Consider the following 15,332-nt stretch of genomic DNA (forward strand, 5'->3'; position numbering starts at 1 on the left):
ACGCTCCCTAGCCTAACCTGAATCATTGCCGCTGGATATTCCTCCAAAGCCGTTCCGCTCTCGATCAGTTGTATCTGCGAATCCATTCATTCGTTACCCGGAGCTCGCGAATCACCTTGGCAGGCGTGCCGCCTGCCAGCACATTTGCCGGAATATCCCGCGTTACGATGCTGCCTGCCGCAATGACCGAGCCTTGGCCAATCGTAACGCCCGGCAAAATCACGGCGCCGCGTCCGATCCAGACATTATCCGAGATGACAATGTTTTTGCTCACCGACCGGTCCTCCATGTCAACAGGATGAAAGTTCGTATCGATAATGTTCACCATCGGACCGATGATCGTGTTGCTGCCGATTCGGATCGACTGCGTGCAGCCGATATCGAGGCCATAATTAAAAAACACGTTATCGCCAACCCACAGCTCAGCCTGCTTCTCGACCGTAATCGAAGACGGAAACGGCTTTCCTTGGAAGGAAACATTTTTGCCGATATCAAATTTACCCTTGTTCTTCACATTAAGCTTCCCGGCTATTCTGCCAAGCCTGCCGACCGAGCTCGCCTTGATCGGAAGTACAGCCGCTCCCTTCAGAACGGCCAGCAGCTTGCCGAAGCTAATTTGACTGTATGCTGTACTCATCCGTTCCTCCTGCCGCTTCCGGCTTCAAGTTTGGCGCGAGCAAACGGCTGTAAGTGGACTCTACTTTTTTGGCAATCGTGCTCATGTTAAAATCGTTCATTACGCTGGTGTAACCGCGATTAGACATCTCCTGATGGTCGACGTTCTTGTCATATACCCGCTGGATCGTCTGATACAGCTCGTCTACATCGCCGTCCTTCACGATAAAGCCGCCATTCGTATGATGGATGATTTCTGGCGCTCCGCCGGAATCCGCTACGATAACAGGCGTTTCAACGAGCATCGATTCGATAATGACTCTGCCAAACGGCTCGTTAAGCGAGAAGTTGATCGTAAGATCACATTCCTTCATGACATCAAGCGGTTTATTGCTGTAGCCATAGAAGATAACCTGATGCTCTAGTCCATAAGAGAGCACCTTCTGGATCATATCGTTGTAATAACCATCCGACCCGTCAACGGAAGCGTCCCCTACGATAAGCAGCTTCCAGTTTTTCCGGTTGCTGTCGGCTAGTTTCTTGACGGCTTCAATCATGAGATGATACCTTTTCCATTCCACGATTCGGCCGAACGTGCCGATGACAAGCGTGTCATCCTCCATAAAAGTCCGGCTCTTCTTCGTCAAGGCAAGCTCAGGGTCAACGCCATTGTAAATAATCGTTTTGTTGCTGCCTTGGATCGAGTTCGCCACAAAATGCGAGATGCAAATAACCCGGTCAAAGAAACGCGGAAGCACCTGATTGAACATGCGCAAATGCGTATAATCGCGGTGATGCCAGACCAGCTTGGATTTCGCCAGAAATTTTAGCGGAGCCGTGTACCACGGAGCCCGCCAGCCGTTGGCGTGCACGATGTCGATTTTATTTTTCCGAACGAATGACTTGATCTTAAGCACCGTTTCGATATAGCCTAAGCCAAACTTCTGCTTAATGCTGTTCAGATGCAGCGGGAAATGTACATATTCCGCACGGATCTCATGCAAATACGACGCATCGCCGGGGCTTAACAAGAAGATCCGGTATTTCGACGAGTCCAAATAATTGATGAGATGGATGAGGCTCTGCTCGGCGCCGCCTTTTTTATCCGCATGGGTCACAAACATAACGTTAATTTTTCGCTTGTCCATTACAGCACCTGCTTTACTTTATAACTGTTATTTAAGGACTGAATAAACGACTTCAGCACCTCTTTATGGTTGTAATGCGTGCGCAAGAAGCTTTGCGACGACTCCAGCAGCGCCTTCGCCGCTTGCGGGTTATCGAACAGCTGCTTGATTTTCGCGTAAAATAGCTCCGGCCGGTCGGCGACCATAATATGCTCATTATCGACTAGCCCGGTTCCTTCATAGCCGATGGAGGTCGAGATGACCGGCAAGCCGTTCTGGATCGCTTCAATCGTCTTCAGCTTGACGCCCGCTCCGTTTTGCATCGGATTAACGAATAAATAACCGCTTCTATAAATGTCGTCGAGGCTCTTCGGCGTATCATGCACGATCACGTTCGTCATATCGTACGGATCAAGCCAGCTTAAGCTCTGCTTTCTGCTGTTGCCTGCTATGATGAACTTGTACTCCGGCTCCTTCAGCATCAGCGGATGGATATGCTCGAGATACCACTGAATCGCCTCCCGGTTATTCGGCATAAATAACGAACCAATAAATACGACATTTTTGTTTTGAAAATCACTGGATTCGAAGCTGACCTTCGAGACAGGCGGAGGCAGGAACAAGCTCTTTGCCGCTGGATTTTGCTTTTGGAAATTTTCAAATTCTTTGCTCGATATAAACAAATATTTGTCGACCTTCTCGAGCATTCTTTTTTGCAAAATCGCGAACTTGCTGCTCTCCATGTGGTAATACATTTTATGGACGACGTTTTTGGTGCTTCTGGCAAGCGCCTTGAAGTAGACCGCTTCATCGTTGTGAACTCTTAGGATCGCCGTGTCTTGCCTGATCTTCGGATTTTGCAGCACCGGGTACACATAGTCGCCCTCAAGCAGCACATAATCGTAATCTCCTGACAGCTTGACGCTTCGCAGCTCGCTTCTGGACTGTACCTGCATCGGAATGACGTGGAGCAGATCCGCAAGCTTGCTTCTGCGATCGCAGAGTGTAATTTCTTCTACATAGTCATACACAGCTTCCATTTCTTCCTTAGACGGCGTCTGCTTGCCGCATACGAGCAGATGAAGCTTCCAGCCGAGCTCAGCGAGCACCTTGATTCTGCCCCAAGTGTCGACTCTTCCGCCATGGTCGGCGGGATATGGAAAATCACTGCACACTACTAGCATTTTCATTTGACTACCCCCGACCTTTTTGATGATTGGATTTCGTTCTTGCCTAGAAAAAGGCTAATAAAAGCAAACAGCAGCCATACCTCGTACTTGATTTCTAAGGTAACGAGAAGCATGGAGAATAAAATGAACACAAGCGCTAAAAAAAGAATGGAGCTGGATTTTACTTTAATAATCAGGTTTTTGGCGAGCAGGTAGAAGAACAGCACCGAAAAAATTCCGCCGAACATCACCCACTGGAAAAAGCCTGATTTAACGCCTAAGTTTTTATCCGAGCCCGAATATTGCAACAGCTCCCCCGCATTAATTTGGCTAATGCCAAACATGTTGTAGTAAAAATGGGACATCAAGCTAATCGAATCATTCACATACTTATCAAAATACATGAGGTATGCTCCTGTGCCGACCCCGAGCGGATTGTGAAGTACGGTGGCCAGCGAGATAATGATCGTTCCCATTCGCGTGTAGGAAGATGTGTAGTTTTCGATGTCATTGCTAAACGAGCTGACCAGCCCTGCCGAAAAGTTGGTAATGAACATGTACATGGCCAGTACGACTGAGATTAGCAAAATAAAGTTTTTCTTTTTTCGAAAATCCAAAAACTTGATCATCGTCACGACCAGCGTGAGCAAAATAATGATCATGAACCCTTTTGAACCCGTAATGAACACATAAAACAGAAAGAAGCTTGAAGCGTAAACAATGGACAGCGTTCTTCCAAAGCTGCTTAAATATTTGGTCAAATAAACGAGTATCGCAGAGTATACAACGACGATCGAGCCTGTCGTGCTGCTCTCCGAGGTTAACATTCTAACCCGCCAATAAGGATGGTTCCCTGAATGCAAATACGTAAAGGCGTTTGGCATGCTCATAAGCTCCAAAATCATAATGGCCGCAAGCAGCGTGACGACTGCAAGAAAGCAGCCATACAGCACTTTAAAGCTTTTGATCTTGGAAAATACGAGCTGCATATGCCTGATATAAAGCAGGATCAGCACAAAATAGATCAAAACCTTTATCGCTTTGCCAAGCAACCCCTCCGAGCCGAAGCTGTAGCTGCCCTGTATGAATTGAACGAGCAGGTAGACGATGCTGATAAAGCTCAAATAAAGGATAAAGCCGAACAGATACTTTTGCAGCACCGACCCATGCATCACCCTCTTATGTTTCGCAAGCATTGCAATCTCGCAAAACATAAACAGCGGCAGCATAAGAATAATAGGCGATCTGCCGATCTCACCGATCATATTGACTAACGGGAAATCCTGATAGACGGTCAGCACCAGCAATAGGCTCAGGTAGATCGCCAAAAAGACCTGTTCCTTGCCCTCTTTCTTGGCTAATTTATCATTAGTCGTAAGGTTGCTCTGCAAGTTTAGGCTCATCTTCTCTCCATCCCCGTAAATCTAGACATATTTTTTGATTGCTGCGGAATACGGATCTTTTCGTTTTTGCAACGTTTCCTCATAAAGCCGCTCAATCTGCTTGTTCATTTGAACCGAATGAAATTTATCTTGGAAAATATTCAGCCCGGTCTGTCCCATCGCCTCCAGCGTCGGCTTGTCCAGCCTATGGACGATGTCAGCCAGCTCTTGCTTGTTCTCAAAATCAAAGATGTAACCATTCAGGCCATGCCGGATAATTTCCGGAAGCGCGCCCCGATTGCTTGCAATGACCGGCTTCTTGTTCCGCAGCGCTTCAATGGCGACGATGCCGAAGCCCTCCCAGCGCGATGGAATGATAACCGCATCACAGGCTCTCATGTAACGGTCGATCTCGGAGTTGTCTACCCAGCCAATCTTGACCGCATTGTCAGGGAAAACATATTCAACTTCCTCCAGCACCGTGTCTCCGACCAAATAGAGATGGACGTTCTTGAACTTATGCTCGTTGAATACGTCCAGCAGCAGGTCAAAGCCCTTTTGGCGGTCGAAGCGGCCGACGTAGAGCAAATTGATTTTGTCTGGCTGCGTCTCAAAGGGTGGTTTGCTGGAAGCAATCGTATCGGAAACGCCGTTATAGACGACTCCCGATTTCTCGGCTGGCAATCCGTAATGCATAGCCATCTCATATTCATGCCTAGAGATATTGATAATGTAGTCGGTACGGAGTGCCAGCACCTTCTCCACGAAAGCAAAGGCCCGTTGTTTCCAAGGCTTCGTGTCCATCAGGAAAGCCCAGCCATGCGCGTTGTAAATGACGACCGGCCTGCGGCTCTTGAAAAAAAACAACGTCCGCAGGAAAACACCTGCGAACGTTCCGTGGACATGAACGATATCCGGCTTAAACGCCTTTACCTTGTGATGAATGGCTTTTATCGCTTGAAGGAAATAAGCCGGCTTCCGCTTGTATGGATACAAGCACAAACGGTCTTGGCTAATCTGAAGCGACTCAGGGCGTGAGTTCTGCTCGGAAGCCATAAGATAGATATCATGTCTGCCCGATTGGTAACTCAGCACCTCGTTCAGGTGGGTTTCAATGCCGCCCTTCGTAAACTCCGATATATGCAGGACTCTTGCCATTTCATCAACTCCTTAAAGTTTTGCGAAGCAAAACTATCATCGTAAGCATAGGCTTAGTTTCGCGAAGCAAAACTTTGTTTATTAATAAGCATCCGAGCTAACGACGGTTTTCACCGTTTTCAGCATGATTTTAATATCGAACCAAATGCATCTTTTCTCGATATAAGCCAGATCCAGCTCAACCATTTGCTTGAAGCAAAGATTGTTTCTGCCGCTAACCTGCCAAAGCCCTGTGCAGCCAGGCGTTACGGACAGGCGCTGCTTGTCATACTCGGTATATTCCGCCACTTCCCGTTGAAGCGGAGGTCTTGGACCGACCAAGGACATTTCGCCTCTTAGCACGTTCAGCAATTGCGGCAGCTCATCAATGCTTGTTTTCCGGATTAGCTTGCCGATTTTCGTAATGCGCGGATCGTCCTTCATTTTAAACATTGCGCCTTTAATTTCGTTCTTATCGAGCAACTCTTTCAGCTTATCCTCGGCGCCGGTCAGCATCGAGCGGAATTTGAACATCCGAAACGGCTTCTCATTTTTGCCGATCCTTGTTTGATAGAAGAAGACAGATCCTTTCGGATCCTCCCACTTAATAAGGATAGCGATGATGATAAACAGCGGGCTTAACAGCATTAAACCGACTAGCGAACCAACAATGTCAATCGTACGCTTCATTACTGAATACATCGTAACCGCTTGGCGATCATCGCGCCCTGCAATCGTATTCGAGTAGTAATCAGATACGCCGACTACCGCTTCATCCTGATATTGTGGAGGTGTCATCTTCTATCGCTCCTTCCGGATAATAATTGCTTGCTGAGCTCCCGCTCCATCAATTCCTCAAGCTCGGTCATAAGCTTGTACTTCAGCTCATTGTTCCTAAGCGCAAAATCGAGTGTCGTCATAATAAAGCCAAGCTGTTCGCCGACATCGTACCGAGTGCCTTGGAAGTCGAAAGCATATACGCCTTGGTCCATATTAAGCTTTTGAATCGCGTCCGTAAGCTGAATTTCTCCCCCGGCGCCGCGCTCATGCCGCCCCAAATATTCGAAAATTTCCGGTGTTAGCACATAACGTCCCATGATCGCTAGATTGGAAGGCGCTTGTCCTTGCGGCGGCTTCTCTACGAAACTATTAACCTCGTATAAATTGTCCAACCGCTGTCCGGGATCAACGATACCGTAACGATGCGTTTGATCGACGCCCACGCTTTGAACGCCAATGACGGAACGCCCTGTTTTTTCATACTGCTCGATAAGCTGCCTTGTGCATGGCGTCTCAGCCTCGACGATATCATCGCCAAGCAGAACGGCAAACGGCTCGTCGCCAATAAAGTTGCGCGCGCACCAAACGGCATGCCCTAGTCCTTTTGCTTCTTTTTGCCTTATGTAATGGAGATTCACATTTGATGATTTTCTTACCTTTTCCAAAATATCGAATTTCCCTTTTTCCTCTAAAATATGCTCAAGCTCAAACGCGATATCAAAATGATCCTCAATCGCACGTTTACCTTTACCTGTGACGACGATGATGTCTTCTACGCCTGATTCAATCGCTTCCTCTACGATATACTGAATAGTCGGCTTGTCGACGATAGGAAGCATTTCTTTAGGCATCGCTTTAGTTGCTGGCAAAAAACGGGTGCCGAGTCCTGCGGCAGGGATAATGGCTTTTCTCACTTTTTTCATCTGACTTCACCCTATCCTATTATATTTTTTGTATATATACAGGGGCATCGAACCCCTCCTCACGTCACACCCTTGACGATTAACGTCTAAGGTCGGCTGACCCACAGCATGACCGAGTGCCTCCGGTGATAGAGGTGCAGGAGACATTACCTATCCATTCCTTGCTTTTGGCTACTCGGGACCGGCTCGCATTTAAGCGTCCGTCTTCTCTCCGTAGTAATAGGAATAGATATCCGAATGATTTCGATTGATTTTGTTGAGCACGACGCCGATCAACCGCGCCTTCACATGCTCAAGTGAAGCCTTCGCTTTGAGCGCCACGTCTTTTTTCACTTTTCCGGAATCGACGACCAGAACGACGCCGTCGCTTTGAGTCGCTACGATCTGAGCATCCGTTACGGACATAATTGGCGGCGTGTCGATAATAATGACGTCGTAGCGCTCCCTAGCCTTCTTCAGCAAATCTGCCATTTGATCCGACGAGAGCAGCTCCGATGGATTAGGAGGCGTTGGCCCCGCTTGAATAATCGATAGATTCTCGGTACCGGTGAACTGAATGATGTCCTCCAGCTTCAGCTGGTTAAACAATGCGGTCGTTAAGCCGCTGCGGTTCGATTTTCCAAAAATATGGTGCTGTGACGGCTTGCGCAAATCGGCATCGATAAGCAGTACCTTTTTGTTGGCTTGAGCGAATGCAACCGCCATATTGGCGCATGTTGTGCTTTTGCCCTCGCTCGGCTTGGAGGAGGTAACCATGATGATTTGCAGCTTTTGGTTAATGGTCGAGAACTCGATGTTTGTCCTCAGCATGCGGTAGCCCTCTGAAATCGGCGATTTTGGATTAAGCTCGGTAATAAGGTTCCATTTAGGTATCAAGCGAGACATTTTGTTCCCTCCCTGCTAACGTCTTTGCCGGTGCGCTGCTTCTCTCAAGCGCATCCCTCTCTTCAAACTTCGGAATGGACGATAGTACCGGAACTTCAAGGAGCGCCTCGATGTCTTCCTCGGTCTTAATCGTGTCATCCAAATAATCAAGCAGGAAGGTAAGTCCTACACCTACCATCAAGGCCAGCATAAAGGTGACGGCAATGTTCATCTTTGGGTTCGGTGCTACCGGCGCATGATTCTCCTTCGGGTCGGCTTGGTCCAAAACCGATACGTTGTCTACCTTCATAAGCTCTGGAACCGATTTTTGAAAAACGATCGCAATCGCGTTGGCGATTCTAGCCGCTTGCGCGTAAGAATCATCCCTGACGGATATGGACATGACCTGCGTCTCATTCACCGAGCTTACGGATACTTTGCTGATCAGCTCGCCGTACGTGACGCCAAGGTCCGGATACTGCTTAACGACCTTTTTCATCATTCGCGGCGTTCTTAAAATCTCTTTATAGGTTTTGATAAGTCCAATCGTGGAGTTGATCGAGCCAACGTCTATGCTTGGAAGCAGCGAGCTGCTGCCTTTAAAATCGTTGACGATTAATTTGGCGGATGCTTCATACTGTGGTGTGATGAAGTAATTGGAGTAAATTCCGATGGTTAGACAGCTGACGGCAATAATTAAAGCAATCATCAATAGCCTTCTCTTCACGATGATCCAATACTGTTTTAATTCCAATTGATTTCCTCCGTTACTAATAAAGTCATCCGTCCTTGCAGCTTCATGAAAGTTGTTCTTATCGAATATTAAAATTCTTTAATTATTCAAAACGCGACCTTTTAGACGTGATTTATTGATTAGGTATATCCTGTTTCATGAATGCCTGACAACAAGGACGGAACCTATTATTTTGCAGTGTTCATAAAATCATCGACTGTTCCGCCATTCATAACATGCTCCATCATATCGGCAGAGCAGGCTTGTTTGCCCAGCTTGCCGAGAAGCTGCGAGAACAGCTCAGCCATATCTACTGGTTCATTGCACGGACGGCATCCTGTAGCCATAAGGAGCTCAGGCAATGTTCTTGCTTCCGTTTTCCCGTCTTGCTGCACGAGAGAAGGATCCTCGGATAGTATTTTCAAAAATTGCTTCAGCCTTACTCGCTTCTGCTCCTGATTTGAAATGTTCATCTTTGAAACCTCCATTCTTCGGCTCGCTCGTTCCTTAACGTTGAATCGTCAAACCCTTCCTGCACTCTAGTATGACACAGATGATAATAATTCTTGAGGGAATAAAGACATGGTGTCGATTAGCCATTCGTACTCATTTTCATCCTGGTTTTCATAAGTACGGACTCCTAATTGATGTGAATAGTTGGAAATAAAACGGCACTATTTTGATGTCGAAATTAATAATTCTGACAACTGGAAGCGCTTTATGAATTTTCTGAGAGAGTCCCACTTCAGACTCATTTTTACCAAACCTTCATTCGCTACTTTCCCCCATAGCTAAAGGGTTTTTCCTGTTTTGTTAGGTTGCTCAACGTTTTTAATTTGCAAATGAATGCGCTTTATTGACGTAAAAAGGAGGGACTATTGACCAGTATCCTACCTAAGCAGGACAAAATCCCTGTTCGACATTATTCGCGAAGCCTGATTTTGCGCATATTTTCTCACATCGTAACGTTAGATTTACATTAAAAAAAAATCATAATTCAGTATTTCGCTCAAAAACACCAACACTTAACTGCTAAAAACGTACATTAAACAGATTTGACCCTTACTTTTTCGGATTTTTGACTTCCATGCTGAACAGCCATTCAGGATTTCCTTCCATGAATCGGGATAAATATAAAGCTTCAAAAGCACTGTAATTGCGCCGTAATCGCGTTGGATCTCATTCCAAAATAACTACCTCCTCCTCCTCTCCAAACGTCCTACTAATGCCGAATTTGGCGAAAGAAAGCGCATGCATGCCTTGGAGTCACGACTGCGGGGAGCTGGTGTTTTACGCAGTTTAACTGTGTAGGGAGGGCATAGAGCCGCTGATGACATGCTGATCAACAGCCCGTCTACGATTAGTGGTTAGTGTGCTGCTGACGGTAGTAGCGCTCATCGCAAACTTTCTGCGCATATGGACATATCGCTGCTTTATATAGTCGCTTATTGCCTCCTTTCTCTACAAACGATCTACCTTTAATAGAAGGAACTCCTAGCGGGAGTCGTTCCATGCATTCTATATCTACTTGTGGGGCAGCACGATGAGCACCAATCCAATACTTTCACACCACGTTACAATTAGAAGGAATTTCTCCAGCTAATATCGCTACAAACGACCTTTTTTTCGCATTAGATGGAATTTCTCCCGTTAATCCGCTCGATTTTGCCCGTTGAGGGCATTTTCGCTTAGATTAACGGGAGAATTTCCAGTTAAATCAATTTCCAGCTCCATCTAGAGTAAATTAACGGGAGAAATACCCGGTAATTCCACAAGCCACTTCTCCCCGAAACTAAAAAAGGGCTAGCCACGCAGCCAATGAATAAACCTGCTGCGGGCTAACCCCAATCTCACCTATTAAGGCGCAAAACCCTCTTGGCTCAGATAAATCTGATCCTCAGGAAAAACTCGCCTAAGCCGGTCGTATACGATCCGGTATGCGTCTTTCGAAAACCACTCCTCTAAACCTAGCTCTGCATAAAGCTTGTCTATGCCGAGACTTCGCGTTCTTCGCCCGCCGCTGCCGTCTCCCATAAAAAAATCATCCACGCAGACACGGTTGACCAGCGCTTTTAACCTATCCGGGAAGGCTTCGCTGCTTGGCAATATCGGCGCGATAGTCGCTTGAACGGGTACACCCGCTTCCGCCAGCAGCTGCAGCGTCTTTAATCTCGCCGCAATCGGAGGCGCAGCCGGCGAAAAATGTTTGCGTACATCCTCCAGATCCGTCTCGACGGTCATGCTAACCCGTACCTTGTCTCCCAGCTGCAAAAGCAGATCTATATCTCTATGGACGAGCGGACTTCTTGTTTGTACGAACAGAAAGTCCGGCGGGTCTTCAACCATTACCTCAAGCAGCGATCTCGTTACCTTTTCTGTATGTTCAATAGGCTGATAGGGGTCCGTGCTCGATGACATAAAAATCGTGACCTTTCCTTTGCCCTTCGCGCGGTGCAGCTCCTTCCGCAGCAGAGCCGCGGCTCCCATTTTCACGTCTACCCACGTGCCCCATTCTTCCTGACGGAACGTAGAAACCGGCATCTGCCGAACATAACAGTACGAGCAGCCAAACGAGCAGCCGGTGTAGGGATTAAGCGAGTGGCTGTACTCCTCTAGATAACCTGTGCCTTTATTAAGAAGCGTCTTCGGGTTTTTATATAACAGCGCCGTCTTCATGCATCCCGTTCCAGCTGCAGGAGCTGGGTCTTCATCTCTAAGCCGCCCCGATAACCGGTGAGCGAGCCGTTTTTGCCGATTACGCGGTGGCAAGGCACCGTTATTAAAACCGGGTTTGCCCCAATAGCTGCCCCTACCGCTCGAACTGCTGCCGGCTTTTGAATAGTGTTAGCGATATCCGAATAGGACTGGGTTTGCCCATATGGAATTTCGCAAAGCGATTTCCACACCGCAAGTTGGAACGATGTCCCGCGAAAATCAAAAGGAATCGTAAACGCTTTGCGGCTTCCTTCAAGATATTCGCTCAACTGTGCCGCATATGGCTGCAGCTTCTCATCGTCCCGAACAAGCTTGCTGCCGGGGAACTTCACATCAGCCCAAGCGGCCAGCTCCTCGAACGGTTTATTTTGCGATCCCACAAAGCATAACCCCTGAGACGTCGCGGCAACATACATGCTCCATTTTCCATGAACGAGCAAAGACCAATACATAAATGAACTAATTTTCTCCGCCACCTTGCGGCACCTCCGTCGCTTCGTTGTTTGGTTTGGAATGACGATAATCATTTGGCGTACGCCCGGTCTTCTTCTTAAACAGCGTAATAAAGTAGGAGGTGTTTGCCATACCGACATTCAACGCAATATCCGAAACAGCTCGGTCCGTGTGGGCAAGATACTCCTTAGCTTTCGTTATTCTCGTCTGCTGTATATACTCAACGGGCGTCATTCCCTTCATTCGCTTAAAAGTACGCTGCAAATGATAAGGGCTGCCATGACACATATCAGCCAACGTGTCGAGGGTCAGTATTTCTCTATAATGGCTGTCAATATATTGCGTAATGATATCGACCCACTCGTCATCCGGCATTCGCTCACCAGTCGGCTTGCATCTTTTGCATGGGCGAAAATGAGCGGAACGCGCTTGCTCCGCATTTTCAAACAGCCTGACATTTTCTTTATTCGGAGCTTTGGACTTGCAGGAAGGCCTGCAAAAAATGCCTGTCGTCTTCACCGCATAAATAAATCTGCCGTCATAAGAAGCGTCATTGCTTATAATCGCCTGCCACTTCTCTTCCGGTATTCGTTCCTCCGCCTTCATTCCTCCCACCTCCATACCACACAGTATACCCCCATAACTGGCATGCTGTACGCTTTATGGAATGTAAAAGCAAGATATCAAAACTGATCGCTTATCCGTATTTTCCGAGTGTTATTCCATCACATAAGCAAGCAGCAAAGCCGCCGTGTTAACGACAGCATCCATATGCGTTCTTTCCATGCCATGCGATGCATGAACCCCTGGCCCGATCAAGGCTGCGCGAATATTGCTCCCGCCGCGCAGCGCCGCAGATGCGTCAGAGCCATAATGCGGATAGATATCAACGGCATACGCGAGCTTTTCACGTTTAGCCAGTTCAATTAGCCGCGAGGTCATCTCATAGTCGTAAGGTCCGGTCGAATCCTTGGCGCAAATCGATACATCCAGCTCCGTTGCGGAGAGATCGTCGCCGAGCGCACCCATATCGACGGCAATCATTTCCGTAATATCCGAAGGGATATAGGAGCTTCCGTGCCCAACTTCCTCATAGGTTGATAAAATGAGCTTAAGCGTATGGGTAGGCGTTTTCCCTTCGCGCTTCAACCATTCCATGAAGCCAAGCAAAGCTGCTACGCTCGCTTTATCGTCCAAGTGCCGCGATTTAACTAAGCCGTTTGGAAAAACACGGACTCTAGGGTCCCATGATATGAAATCGCCAACGGATATGCCCAGCTTCTCCGTATCTTCCTTTGTTTTCACCAACTCGTCGATGCGAATTTCCATATTCGCTTCCTCGCGCTTAAAGTCTCTTGCATCCGAGTATACATGCACAGAAGCTTTCGTAGACAAGACGGTTCCTTCGTATGTTCGGCCGTCACGCGTGTGAATGACCGCATACTCGCCCTCAACCGTATGCATCGTATAACCGCCGATCGGCGTAATGCGCAGCATGCCGTTTGGCTTAATCGAACGAACCATCGCGCCAAGCGTATCGAGATGCGCCGTGATCCCGATCACTTCGCCCGTCTCTTTGCCCGGAATGGTAATCATCCCGTTCCCTTTAGGCGTAATCTCAAGCGAATAGCCTAGCCTTTCCGTCTCAGCCTTTACATGCTGGATAATTGCCATGCAGTATCCGCTAGGGCTTGGTATATTCAGCAAAGCTTCTAGTTGATTGACGATATATTCGCGGTCTAGCTGTGGTGCGAGCGGTGTAGTCATAAATGGAGTCTCCTTATAAATAGGGATGGCTGAATGAACGAAATCATCCATTCTGCTTATACGTCCATTTTACCTGATTGAATGACAGGATTAAACTGCCCGGACCGAGCTGCAGCTTCGTTTCATTATTTCCGTGCAGTGTCTGCCGCAAATTCCTGCTCATAAATCATCCTTACTTTCTCCAGCACCTTGCCGCCTTGCTCGGTAAAATGAAGCTCCGTTTGGCGGCCATTCATCATGTATGCGCCTGACTTCACTTTATTTTCGCCCAAAGCAGCATGGTACAGAAGAGCAGCCCCTTTGCTTGGATGAGAGAAAAAAAGCTTAATAATCGGTCGCATATAAAAAGGTATCCCCGACTTTTGGCCATTTCTCATCGTATTGTTTCCTCCCGGATCTACGCTATAAATCTTTATGCCATCGCGCGCAAGCTGCGGAGCGATCTCCCGTGACCATAACGAAAGCGCCAGCTTCGAGGTTGCATAAGGCCCAAACAGCATAGTGAAATCGGTCGGACGCTCCAACGTGTCAGCATCAAACCGTTTGCGAAATTTAAAAGCGTTGGAAGAGGTATTCACAACGGTTTTCAAAGCGCCTTTTTGCAGATGCTCCTTCAGCTCCATTAAAATAATGTACGGAACGACCGTGTGCAGCTCATAATGCAGCTCGCGCTCCTGCTTTGAGAAGGTCGGCTCGGCGAGGCTGCCGCCTGCGTTGTTGAACAGCAGATCAATCTTCCCTTCCTCCGCTTTGATCCGGTTCAAAGCATGCCTCAAGCTATCGAAATGAGCTAAGTCCGCTTGATAGATCCGAAGCTTTTTTTCGCTAATCGACGCTTGGATCAGCTTGTCGTCCTCTGGGAATGCTGAACGGATCAAAGCAATGATTTCCCAGCCGTCAGCCAGCATTTTCCGAGTAAGCTCCAGACCGATTCCATTGCTTGCGCCTGTTATAAGAGCGGTTCGACCATATCCTGTTTTGTTCATTCTAATTGCCTCCACCACTGTTTTTTTCGATTCCATCATCGATGAGATGTGCTCAGTGTATAACTTGGAGCCTACTCGAAGTCAAGCGCGCCATTTAGCAAAAAAGCGAACTTGACTTGGAGCTGACTCCAAGTTATATAATCTACACATAAAAGCGTGAGCAAGAGGAGGTTGAAACGTTTGAATGAGGCTAACGGCTACTCCATTAAGGAAGCTGCAGTACGTGCCGGCTTAACGGGGGATACGATTCGATATTACGAGAAAATCGGCTTGCTGCCGCGAGCGGAGCGCAAACAAAACCAGCATCGCGTGTATCGTTTGGAAGATGTTGATACGATGAAGCTCATTACCTGCTTGAAAAAAACAGGCATGCCTTTAGAGGATATGAAGCCTTTTTTAAACCTGTCTTCCGATGCTGATATTACCGAATTTCCAGAGCTCCATGACATGATGCTGAACCACAAAAACAAAATCATTAGTCAAATCGATTCCCTGCAGCAGGTTGTCGATTTTATCGATACTAAATTAAGCAAACAAATGGCTGAAGAGCAAGCCTGCTCCCTCTCCGGAGAAAATGTCCGCATGCCGCTGGGCTCTGCGAAATAAGGAACCTTGCAGCGGAATACAGCAAAGAGGGTGTCTCCCAAGGCATAAGCCTGAAGACACCCTCTTTGTTTAAGA

The 15,332-nt window shown here is 47.5% G+C and carries 16 protein-coding genes; 1 reads left to right on the forward strand and 15 read right to left on the reverse strand.

The window, feature by feature from the left end; translation table 11 throughout:
- Positions 1–64: 64 nt before the first annotated feature.
- From A7975_RS15675 to A7975_RS15745, 15 genes are all read right to left on the reverse strand, one after another.
- Positions 65–637 (reverse strand): DapH/DapD/GlmU-related protein, encoded by a 573-nt coding sequence (locus A7975_RS15675; RefSeq protein ID WP_053372383.1) that lies wholly within the window; start codon positions 635–637, stop codon positions 65–67.
- Entirely contained in the window at positions 612–1,763 is a 1,152-nt protein-coding gene (locus A7975_RS15680) for a glycosyltransferase (protein WP_065385693.1), read from the reverse strand. The genes A7975_RS15675 and A7975_RS15680 overlap by 26 nt, the downstream gene beginning before the upstream one ends.
- Positions 1,763–2,932 carry a glycosyltransferase family 4 protein gene (locus A7975_RS15685; protein ID WP_065385694.1) on the reverse strand — a complete coding sequence of 390 codons (1,170 nt, stop codon included), beginning with the start codon at positions 2,930–2,932 and terminating at the stop codon, positions 1,763–1,765. The genes A7975_RS15680 and A7975_RS15685 overlap by 1 nt, the downstream gene beginning before the upstream one ends.
- On the reverse strand, positions 2,929–4,314 hold the full coding sequence (locus tag A7975_RS15690) for a hypothetical protein (RefSeq protein ID WP_065385695.1): 1,386 nt from the start codon (positions 4,312–4,314) through the stop codon (positions 2,929–2,931). The genes A7975_RS15685 and A7975_RS15690 overlap by 4 nt, the downstream gene beginning before the upstream one ends.
- A 21-nt stretch (positions 4,315–4,335) precedes the next feature.
- Entirely contained in the window at positions 4,336–5,451 is a 1,116-nt protein-coding gene (locus tag A7975_RS15695) for a glycosyltransferase family 4 protein (protein WP_065385696.1), read from the reverse strand.
- 81 nt (positions 5,452–5,532) lie between these two features.
- Complete coding sequence (locus tag A7975_RS15700) at positions 5,533–6,228, reverse strand: sugar transferase (RefSeq protein WP_082198210.1); 696 nt, start codon at positions 6,226–6,228, stop codon at positions 5,533–5,535.
- Positions 6,225–7,133, reverse strand: a complete 909-nt coding sequence (gene galU / locus A7975_RS15705) for a UTP--glucose-1-phosphate uridylyltransferase GalU (protein WP_053372388.1) — start codon at positions 7,131–7,133, stop codon at positions 6,225–6,227. The genes A7975_RS15700 and galU overlap by 4 nt, the downstream gene beginning before the upstream one ends.
- 192 nt (positions 7,134–7,325) lie before the next feature.
- The gene (locus A7975_RS15710; RefSeq protein ID WP_053372389.1) at positions 7,326–8,018 is read right to left on the reverse strand and encodes a CpsD/CapB family tyrosine-protein kinase; all 693 of its coding nucleotides are present in this window, start codon (positions 8,016–8,018) and stop codon (positions 7,326–7,328) included.
- Positions 7,999–8,751, reverse strand: coding sequence for a YveK family protein (locus A7975_RS15715; RefSeq protein WP_053372390.1), 753 nt, complete (start codon positions 8,749–8,751; stop codon positions 7,999–8,001). Before A7975_RS15715 ends, A7975_RS15710 begins: the two co-directional genes overlap by 20 nt.
- Positions 8,752–8,918: 167 nt before the next feature.
- Positions 8,919–9,203 carry a hypothetical protein gene (locus A7975_RS15720; protein WP_053372391.1) on the reverse strand — a complete coding sequence of 95 codons (285 nt, stop codon included), beginning with the start codon at positions 9,201–9,203 and terminating at the stop codon, positions 8,919–8,921.
- A 1,384-nt stretch (positions 9,204–10,587) separates the two neighbouring features.
- Positions 10,588–11,406, reverse strand: a complete 819-nt coding sequence (locus A7975_RS15725) for an SPL family radical SAM protein (RefSeq protein ID WP_065385697.1) — start codon at positions 11,404–11,406, stop codon at positions 10,588–10,590.
- Positions 11,403–11,897 (reverse strand): methylated-DNA--[protein]-cysteine S-methyltransferase, encoded by a 495-nt coding sequence (locus A7975_RS15730; RefSeq protein ID WP_065385921.1) that lies wholly within the window; start codon positions 11,895–11,897, stop codon positions 11,403–11,405. The genes A7975_RS15725 and A7975_RS15730 overlap by 4 nt, the downstream gene beginning before the upstream one ends.
- Positions 11,898–11,904: 7 nt before the next feature.
- Positions 11,905–12,504: a bifunctional transcriptional activator/DNA repair enzyme AdaA gene (locus tag A7975_RS15735; RefSeq protein ID WP_255314297.1), complete on the reverse strand. Its 600-nt coding sequence runs from the start codon at positions 12,502–12,504 to the stop codon at positions 11,905–11,907.
- Positions 12,505–12,615: 111 nt separating this feature from the next.
- Entirely contained in the window at positions 12,616–13,665 is a 1,050-nt protein-coding gene (locus A7975_RS15740; RefSeq protein WP_065385699.1) for a M42 family metallopeptidase, read from the reverse strand.
- A 125-nt stretch (positions 13,666–13,790) separates the two neighbouring features.
- A complete protein-coding gene (locus A7975_RS15745) occupies positions 13,791–14,651 on the reverse strand; it encodes an SDR family NAD(P)-dependent oxidoreductase (protein WP_065385700.1) in 861 nt (286 codons plus the stop codon).
- Between the two features lie 180 nt (positions 14,652–14,831).
- Here A7975_RS15745 and A7975_RS15750 point away from each other — a divergent pair, with 180 nt between their 5' ends.
- Positions 14,832–15,257: a MerR family transcriptional regulator gene (locus A7975_RS15750; protein ID WP_053372396.1), complete on the forward strand. Its 426-nt coding sequence runs from the start codon at positions 14,832–14,834 to the stop codon at positions 15,255–15,257.
- Positions 15,258–15,332: the final 75 nt, after the last annotated feature.

The organism is Bacillus sp. FJAT-26390 (assembly GCF_001682865.1).
Lineage (GTDB): Bacteria > Bacillota > Bacilli > Paenibacillales > Paenibacillaceae > Pristimantibacillus.

What these genes read in the sequence shown, in the direction of transcription:
- A7975_RS15675 (WP_053372383.1), bottom strand. Translation starts at nt 637, where the DNA reads ATGAGTACAGCATACAGTCAAATTAGCTTCGGCAAGCTGCTGGCCGTT.
- A7975_RS15680 (WP_065385693.1), bottom strand. Translation starts at nt 1,763, where the DNA reads ATGGACAAGCGAAAAATTAACGTTATGTTTGTGACCCATGCGGATAAA.
- A7975_RS15685 (WP_065385694.1), bottom strand. Translation starts at nt 2,932, where the DNA reads ATGAAAATGCTAGTAGTGTGCAGTGATTTTCCATATCCCGCCGACCAT.
- A7975_RS15690 (WP_065385695.1), bottom strand. Translation starts at nt 4,314, where the DNA reads ATGAGCCTAAACTTGCAGAGCAACCTTACGACTAATGATAAATTAGCC.
- A7975_RS15695 (WP_065385696.1), bottom strand. Translation starts at nt 5,451, where the DNA reads ATGGCAAGAGTCCTGCATATATCGGAGTTTACGAAGGGCGGCATTGAA.
- A7975_RS15700 (WP_082198210.1), bottom strand. Translation starts at nt 6,228, where the DNA reads ATGACACCTCCACAATATCAGGATGAAGCGGTAGTCGGCGTATCTGAT.
- galU (WP_053372388.1), bottom strand. Translation starts at nt 7,133, where the DNA reads ATGAAAAAAGTGAGAAAAGCCATTATCCCTGCCGCAGGACTCGGCACC.
- A7975_RS15710 (WP_053372389.1), bottom strand. Translation starts at nt 8,018, where the DNA reads ATGTCTCGCTTGATACCTAAATGGAACCTTATTACCGAGCTTAATCCA.
- A7975_RS15720 (WP_053372391.1), bottom strand. Translation starts at nt 9,203, where the DNA reads ATGAACATTTCAAATCAGGAGCAGAAGCGAGTAAGGCTGAAGCAATTT.
- A7975_RS15725 (WP_065385697.1), bottom strand. Translation starts at nt 11,406, where the DNA reads ATGAAGACGGCGCTGTTATATAAAAACCCGAAGACGCTTCTTAATAAA.
- A7975_RS15730 (WP_065385921.1), bottom strand. Translation starts at nt 11,897, where the DNA reads ATGTATTGGTCTTTGCTCGTTCATGGAAAATGGAGCATGTATGTTGCC.
- A7975_RS15735 (WP_255314297.1), bottom strand. Translation starts at nt 12,504, where the DNA reads ATGAAGGCGGAGGAACGAATACCGGAAGAGAAGTGGCAGGCGATTATA.
- A7975_RS15740 (WP_065385699.1), bottom strand. Translation starts at nt 13,665, where the DNA reads ATGACTACACCGCTCGCACCACAGCTAGACCGCGAATATATCGTCAAT.
- A7975_RS15745 (WP_065385700.1), bottom strand. Translation starts at nt 14,651, where the DNA reads ATGAACAAAACAGGATATGGTCGAACCGCTCTTATAACAGGCGCAAGC.